The organism is Pseudomonas sp. MIACH, assembly GCF_001269925.1.
GTDB lineage: Bacteria > Pseudomonadota > Gammaproteobacteria > Pseudomonadales > Pseudomonadaceae > Aquipseudomonas.
The window spans coordinates 21456-27980 of the sequence record NZ_LHVO01000062.1; the positions used below are offsets into that span (position 1 = coordinate 21456).

General features: G+C 58.4%; 6 protein-coding genes and 1 tRNA gene. 3 read left to right on the top strand and 4 right to left on the bottom strand.

All coding sequences use genetic code 11. The features are described 5' to 3' along the window. Window positions 1–2 precede the first annotated feature (2 nt). Together AD670_RS26805 and AD670_RS26810 are read left to right on the top strand one after the other, a co-directional pair. Window positions 3–2150 carry a 3-hydroxyacyl-CoA dehydrogenase NAD-binding domain-containing protein gene (locus AD670_RS26805; RefSeq protein WP_053139435.1) on the top strand — a complete coding sequence of 716 codons (2148 nt, stop codon included), beginning with the start codon at window positions 3–5 and terminating at the stop codon, window positions 2148–2150. Window positions 2151–2243: 93 nt separating this feature from the next. Further along, window positions 2244–2969: an amidotransferase gene (locus tag AD670_RS26810; RefSeq protein ID WP_053139437.1), complete on the top strand. Its 726-nt coding sequence runs from the start codon at window positions 2244–2246 to the stop codon at window positions 2967–2969. Here the strand turns inward: AD670_RS26810 and AD670_RS26815 are convergent. The 3 genes from AD670_RS26815 to AD670_RS26825 all read right to left on the bottom strand — a co-directional run bounded on the left by AD670_RS26815 (window position 2966) and on the right by AD670_RS26825 (window position 5709). Then, window positions 2966–3937: a magnesium and cobalt transport protein CorA gene (locus tag AD670_RS26815; protein WP_053139440.1), complete on the bottom strand. Its 972-nt coding sequence runs from the start codon at window positions 3935–3937 to the stop codon at window positions 2966–2968. The genes AD670_RS26810 and AD670_RS26815 overlap by 4 nt on opposite strands. Before the next feature lie 144 nt (window positions 3938–4081). Continuing rightward, window positions 4082–4804 carry a 1-acyl-sn-glycerol-3-phosphate acyltransferase gene (locus AD670_RS26820; protein ID WP_053139441.1) on the bottom strand — a complete coding sequence of 241 codons (723 nt, stop codon included), beginning with the start codon at window positions 4802–4804 and terminating at the stop codon, window positions 4082–4084. A 212-nt stretch (window positions 4805–5016) separates the two neighbouring features. Next, window positions 5017–5709 carry a crotonase/enoyl-CoA hydratase family protein gene (locus AD670_RS26825; RefSeq protein WP_053139443.1) on the bottom strand — a complete coding sequence of 231 codons (693 nt, stop codon included), beginning with the start codon at window positions 5707–5709 and terminating at the stop codon, window positions 5017–5019. 336 nt (window positions 5710–6045) lie between these two features. On the opposite strand from AD670_RS26825, the gene AD670_RS26830 reads away from it, so the two are divergent. Further along, window positions 6046–6135, top strand: a tRNA-Ser gene (locus AD670_RS26830). Between the two features lie 85 nt (window positions 6136–6220). Here AD670_RS26830 and AD670_RS32095 read toward each other — a convergent pair. Continuing rightward, window positions 6221–6487 carry a short-chain dehydrogenase gene (locus tag AD670_RS32095; protein ID WP_082341054.1) on the bottom strand — a complete coding sequence of 89 codons (267 nt, stop codon included), beginning with the start codon at window positions 6485–6487 and terminating at the stop codon, window positions 6221–6223. Window positions 6488–6525 lie beyond the last annotated feature (38 nt).

Here is a 6525-nt window from a genome sequence, read left to right on the forward strand (position 1 = left end):
TCATGACCGATGCCATTCGTTACGAAAAAGGCCAGGACCAGATCGTGGTGCTGACCCTCGACATGCCCGGCCAGAGCGCCAACACCATGAACGCCGCGTACCGTGAGGCGATGGCGGCCACCGTCGCACGCCTGCAAGCGGAAAAGGACGACATTGCCGGTGTGGTTATCACCTCGGCGAAGAAGACCTTTTTCGCCGGCGGCGACCTCAATGAACTGATCAAGGTCGACAAGGCCCACGCCAAGGATTTCTACGCCAGCGTCCTGGTGTTGAAGGCACAACTGCGCAGCCTGGAAACCCTCGGCAAGCCGGTGGTGGCCGCGATCAATGGCGCAGCCCTCGGCGGTGGTTGGGAGATCTGCCTGGCGTGTCATTACCGCATCGTGCTGGACGACAAGTCGGTACAACTCGGTTTGCCGGAGGTCACCCTTGGCCTGTTGCCAGGCGGCGGTGGCGTGGTGAGGATGGTGCGCATGCTGGGCTTGGAAAAGGCGTTGCCGTATTTGCTCGAAGGCAAAAAAGTCCGGCCACAGCAAGCGCTGCAAGCCGGGTTGGTCGATGAGCTGGCGGCGGATTGCACGGAGCTGCTGGCCAAATCCCGCGCCTGGATTCTCGCCAATCCGCAGGCAAAGCAGCCGTGGGACAACAAGACCTATCAGATTCCCGGCGGTACGCCGTCCAGCCCGAAAGTTGCGCAAATGCTCGCCATCGCACCGTCGATTTTGCGCAGCAAAACCCATGGCTGCTTCCCGGCCCCGGAGAAAATCCTCTGCGCCGCCGTGGAGGGCGCGCAGGTGGATTTCGACACCGCGCACTTGATTGAAACCCGCTACTTCACCGAATTGGTCACCGGGCAGGTGGCGAAAAACATGATCGGCACCTTCTGGTTCCAGCTCAATGAAATCAACGCCGGCAGCTCGCGGCCTCAGGGCTTTGCGCCTTACGTGACGCGTAAGGTCGGAGTGCTCGGCGCCGGGATGATGGGCGCGGGCATCGCCTATGTCAGCGCCTGTGCGGGCATCGAAGTCGTGCTCAAGGACATCAACCTGGCAGCCGCCGAGAAGGGCAAGGCACATTCGGCGGCGCTGTTGGACAAGAAGGTCAGCCGTGGGCAATTGACCGCCGAGCAGCGCGAAAGCACCCTCGCGCGGATTCATCCTACGGCTTCAGATACTGATCTGGTCGGCTGCGACCTGATCATCGAGGCCGTGTTCGAAGACCGTGAACTCAAGGCCAAGGTCTCGGCTGCCGCACACAGTGTGGTCGGTGCCGACGCGGTGATCGCCTCCAACACGTCCACCTTGCCCATCAGCGGCCTGGCCACGGCGGTGCCGGATCAAGGCAAGTTCATCGGCCTGCATTTCTTCAGCCCGGTGGACAAGATGCCCCTGGTAGAAATTATCAAGGGCGCCCGCACTTCGGACGAAACCCTGGCCCGAGGTTTTGATTTCGTCCTGCAAATCAAGAAAACTCCGATCGTGGTCAACGACAGCCGTGGGTTCTTCACCTCGCGGGTGTTCGGCACCTTCACCAATGAAGGCATCGCCATGTTGGGCGAAGGCGTGGCTGCGCCGATGATCGAGACCGAGGCGCGCAAGGCGGGTATGCCGGTGGGGCCGTTGGCGGTGTCCGACGAAGTATCCCTCAGCCTGATGAGCCATATCCGCCAGCAGGCTGCCAAGGATCTGCAAGCGGAAGGTAAAACAGTGCCGAGCCATCCGGCGACGGTGGTGATTGATCTGTTGGTGAACGAGTACAAACGCGCGGGCAAGGCGGCGGGGGGCGGTTTCTACGAGTACCCGGCGGGCGGGCAGAAGCATTTGTGGCCTGAGTTGAAAGCGCGCTTTGAGCGAGCCGACCAGCAGATTTCAGCGCAGGATGTGTGCGACCGTTTGCTGTTTATCCAGGCCATCGAAACCGTGCGCTGCGTGGAGGAGGGCGTGTTGATGTCCACCGCGGACGCCAACGTGGGGTCGATCTTCGGGATTGGCTTTGCCGCCTGGAGTGGTGGCGCCTTGCAGTTTATCAACCAGTACGGCCTCAACGACTTTATCGCCCGCGCCCGCTACCTGGCCGAACAGTATGGGGAGCGATTCTCGCCGCCGGCGTTGTTGCTCGATAAAGCCGCACGAGCTGAAGTATTTCGGTGATCAAAGAGCATCCTGCGGGGCTTGCCTTGGAGGGGTATTTCAAGGCAGGCTCTGGGGTGTGCATTATTCCCATCACCGTGTCAGGTATTTTTTATGTCGCTACGCGTCTGTATCCTGGAAACCGATATCCTGCGTCCAGGCTTGATCGATCAGTACCAAGGGTATGGGCAGATGTTCAAGCGCCTGTTCTCCAAACAGCCGATTGCCGCCGAGTTCGTGGTGTACAACGTGGTGCAGGGCGAATACCCGTCGGACGACGAAGTGTTCGATGCCTACCTGGTGACCGGCAGCAAGGCCGATTCCTTCGGCACCGACCCATGGATCCAGACCCTAAAGACCTACCTGCTCGAACGCTATGAGCGCGGCGACAAGTTGCTCGGCATCTGCTTCGGCCACCAATTGCTGGCGCTGCTGCTGGGCGGCAAGGCCGAGCGCGCCGGGCAGGGCTGGGGCATGGGCATTCACGACTACAAACTCGATGCCAAGGCACCGTGGATGAGCCCTGAAGTGCCAGAGCTGACGCTGTTGATCAGCCACCAGGACCAGGTCACCACCTTGCCGGACAATGCCACGGTCATCGCCTCCAGCGAGTTTTGCCCGTTCGCCGCCTACCACATCGGCGACCAGGTGCTGTGCTTCCAGGGGCATCCGGAATTTATCCATGACTATTCCCGCGAGTTGCTGGAGATTCTTCAGACAACCCTGGGCGAAAAAATCTACACAAACGGCGTAGCCAGCCTGGCGCGCGACCACCACGGTGTGACCGTGGCGGAATGGATGATGCGTTTCGTGGCGCACAAGCCTGAGGCCCGGGTTTAAAGCCAGCCCGAGCGCTTGAAACTGGCCCACAAGCCCGTGCAACCGAACGCAATAAACCCGAGCACCGCAAAATAGCCGTAGTGCCATTGCAGCTCGGGCATGTTCTGGAAGTTCATCCCATAAATCCCCGCCACTGCGGTGGGGAACGCCAGGATCGCCGCCCATGCGGCAAACTTGCGCTGCACCACGCTCTGGCGCGAGGCCTCAAGCAACACACCGATCTCGATGGTCTGGCTGGCGATGTCGCGCAGGGTGGTGAGGTCTTCCATCTGCCGCGTCACGTGGATCTGCACATCGCGGAAATACGGGCGCATGTTCTTGTCGATAAACGGGAAGCTCAACTTCTGCAGCTCTTGGCTGATCTCCACCATCGGCGCCACATAGCGCTTGAGCCGCAGTACATCGCGGCGCAGGCCATGGATCTTCTGGATATCGCGTTCGCTCAACGAGCTGCACAACACGTTGCGCTCCAGCTCATCGATCTCGGCGTGGATCGCCTCGCTCACTGGCTGGTAGTTTTCGGTGACGAAATCCAGCAGCGCATAGAGTACGAAATCTTCCCCATGCTCCAGCAACAGCGGGCGCGCCTCACAACGCTGGCGCACGAAGCCGTAGGACGCCGAGTGACCATTGCGCGCGGTAATGATGTAGCCCTTACCGGCAAAGATATGGGTCTCGATAAACTCCAGCTTGCCGTTCTCGCGCACCGGTGAGTAGGTAACGATAAACAGCGCGTCGCCGAAAGTTTCCAGCTTGGGCCGGCTGTGTTTTTCCAGGGCGTCTTCGATGGCCAATTCATGCAGGTTGAACTGGCGTTGCAGGTTGGCCAGCTCCAGGGCGTTGGGCTCTTCCAGGCCGATCCACACAAAGTGATCGGGTTTGGCGGCCCAGGCCGCGCCTTCGTCAAGGGTGATATCAGTGACTTTCTTACCGGCGCTGTACACGGCGGCCGCAACAACTCTACCCATGGTGCTGATCACTTCTTATTAGGAGGACAGGTGTTGGGCAGCTTAGCCTGAATGACGTTCCGTTGTTTCTGCTGCGCACGCCTGCTTTTTGTGGCGAGCACAAGCTTGCTTGCGTTGGCCCGCGAGGCGCCCCGCAAAAGGTATTCAGGCAGATTGTAATTCGCGGTCCATGGCCGTGATGCACTCGTCCATCTGCACCTGACAGGTCTGCATCAACTGCGGGATGTCATCTACCGTCAGGCCAATGGTAGGAATGGGCGGCAATGAACGTATGAGCACATCACCACTGTTCCAGCGATTAAGCCGCATATGGGTGACGTAATTGCTGACACACACCTGCACGATGGGCACGCCAGCGGCGATGGCCATATGAAACGCGCCTTTCTTGAACGGCAACAAGCCTTTGCCCAGATTGCGCGTGCCCTCCGGAAACACCCAGATCGAGGTGTCCTGATGCTGCAATGTATGAGTGGTGGTAAGCATCGCGCGACGTGCCTTGTGCGCATTGCCGCGGTCGATCAGCACATTGCCCGCCAGCCAGAACAATTGGCCGAACAGCGGTACCCATTTCAGGCTCTTTTTGGCGATACACACGGTGCGATGGGGCACCACGGTGCCCAGCACAAACAGGTCATAGTTGGACTGGTGGTTGGCGATGATCACGCACGTGCCGGGCTTGTTGCGCAGGGAGTCGACATCGGTCTTCACCTTCAGCCGCAGCATCCACATGGCCGGCAGCGCATAGAGGCGTGCGCACAGGCGACTGTTGTCCGGGTTGAACGGGCGGCAGACCCCGAGCAGAACGCCCAGCACACCGGCGATCATAAAGTGCAGGCCCATCAACAACATACGTAACAGAAAAAGCATCAACACGGCCCATCGGGACAAAAGGTGGCGCAGTGTACGGACGTGCACTGAATTCGGCAATTGCCCCTAAAGAGGTAGGAGATGGGCGATGTTTAAGCGCATGTTTCAACATATGCCAACATGGGCAGGCTAGAGCGGCTAAGGACGTTTCTGATTCATTTGTAAGAAAAAGCCCGATGCAAGATCGGGCTTTGATGTTTCGGTTGTAGGACTTAACTCAGGATATGGCCCTGATCCTGAATGATCGCCTCGTCCAAGGCTTCCAGCAGCGCCTTACGCACCTTCAGCTTGGTCTGCTTATGCGCATTCATATTCAGTTTCTTCAACTGACGTGCCGCTTCCAGCGCCGCCGCCTGCAGCTCTTCAGGTGCCACCACCTTGTCGAGGAAGCCGGCCTGCAACGCGCCTTGCGGGTCAAACATCTCGGCATTGATCACCGACCGATGAAACGCCGATTTACGCAGGCGGTCACGCGCCAACTCGATACCGGCGTGGTGCATGGTCATGCCAATCGCCACCTCATTCAGCCCAATGCTGAACGGGCCTTCGACACCAATCCGATAATCGGCCGACAACAACAGGAAAGCCCCCTTGGCCACCGCATGCCCAGGGCACGCCACAATCACCGGGAACGGGTGCGACAACAGGCGACGCGCCAACGTCGAACCCGACGTCACCAGGCTGATGGCTTCTTTAGGGCCGGCCGTCATCACCTTCAAATCATAACCACCCGACAGAATCCCCGGCGTGCCGGTGATCACCACCACCGCGCGGTCCTTCTCAGCCTGATCCAGCGCTGTATTAAACGCACTGACCACATCCGGAGAAATGGCATTCACCTTGCCGTTGCTCAGGGTCAGGGTCGCGATACCGTCTTCGAGGTGGTAAGCAATCAACTCACTCATGACGCGGTTCCTTGTAGGATTTGTTATAGAGAGGCTGTTTATAAAGGCGCATGCGCAGACGTTACCCACCACGCCCGCCCCGGTAAAGCGCCGTGACTGACTGCCCAGTCAGACTTTTCCCGCAGGGGAAGCGCTGGAAGGCCTGAGGCAGGGCGCAACACCCGCCCCAGCCGCAGGCCGCCCATGCCCAAGAATGGCAGAATCACCACCCCTTGCCGGGCGACTACCGGCATAGCCGTCTAACCGCATGAAAATTCTGAAAAAAACCTTTGCCATCAGAAAGGCTTTCGACTACATTAGCGCGCCTCGACAGACTGAACTGGTTTGACGAGATACGGTGAAGTGTCCGAGTGGCTTAAGGAGCACGCCTGGAAAGTGTGTATACAAGAAATTGTATCGAGAGTTCGAATCTCTCCTTCACCGCCAAATTCGATGTAAACAAAACCCCTGGTTTCGAGAGAAACCAGGGGTTTTGTGATTTCTGGGGTTTGAAACACTAACCTGATTCAAATCATTCGCTTGGTGTATCCATCCGTCGCCCTATGACATCCAGCAAATCGCATCCGACTCGCAGAGGGATTGAGCAGAGCAATGCAAAATCGCTCAGAACAACGGCATCGCAGCTGATTTCACTGCGTAGTGCGAGGTTCTCCAGGACTTGGGTGACGGCGCGAAGTCGATATGTCGCGGCATCGAGCAGTATCTGCAGAGGCGCGGTGGTGTCGACAAAAAGAGCAGGAGTGGCGTTATCGTTGCTGTGCAATACATCGCTTATCAAACTTAAAATAACTCACTGATTTTTAAGATTTAATATTT